At 79.0% G+C, this 752-nt stretch carries 1 pseudogene; it reads left to right on the top strand.

From position 1 onward, the window contains the following. Positions 1-180 precede the first annotated feature (180 nt). Positions 181-752: pseudogene (locus GT045_RS13875) on the top strand (hypothetical protein); the annotation flags it as partial.

Below are 752 nucleotides of genomic sequence, written 5' to 3'. Positions count from 1 at the left end.
GGGTGGCGGTCGGGCGGCTGGGAGACCGGCTCCCGGCGCGGGCGGCGGCCGGCGATGCCCGGGAACGGGGTTCGGCCAGGGGGGCGGGCCGGGTGGCTCGGGGCCCCGGGAGGGCCGGGGCGGGTTCGCACGGTCCGGCGGGCGGCGGGGTTGTCAGTGCCGTTTGGTAAGAATGCAAGCGTGAGCAGCGAGAACGGGGAGCCCCGGGTGGACGGGGACGGCGGGGCCGGGCAGGCGCCGCCGGAGCAGCTCGCGCTCATCCGGGAGAGCGTGCGCACGGCGAAGACGCCCCGGGCCAAGCCGCGCACCTGGCGGGGCGCGGCGATCGCCGAGCGGCTGCCCGTCGCACGGGTGCTGGTCGACAAGGGTGTGCTGCACCTCGACCGCTACTTCGACTACGCCGTACCCGAGGGGCTGGACGCCGACGCGCAGCCCGGGGTGCGGGTGCGGGTGAGGTTCGGGGCCGGACGGCACCGGGTGCGGGAGGGGCGCCGTGAGGGCGGCGGGCTCATCGACGGCTTCCTGGTCGAGCGGCGGGCCGACTCCGACTACTCCGGGCCGCTGGCCGCGCTCGCCCAGGTGGTGTCGCCGGAGCCGGTGCTGAGCGAGGAACTGCTCGGCCTCGCGCGGGCCGTCGCCGACCGGTACGCGGGCAGCCTCGCCGACGTGCTGCAGCTGGCCGTCCCCCCGCGCAGCGCCCGCGCCGAGCGGCGGCCGTCCCCGGCGCCGCTGCCCCCGCCGAAGGCGCCGGA

This window comes from Streptomyces sp. SID486 (genome assembly GCF_009865385.1).
Classification (GTDB): domain Bacteria; phylum Actinomycetota; class Actinomycetes; order Streptomycetales; family Streptomycetaceae; genus Streptomyces.
This window is presented reverse-complemented; position numbering and strand designations above follow the sequence as displayed.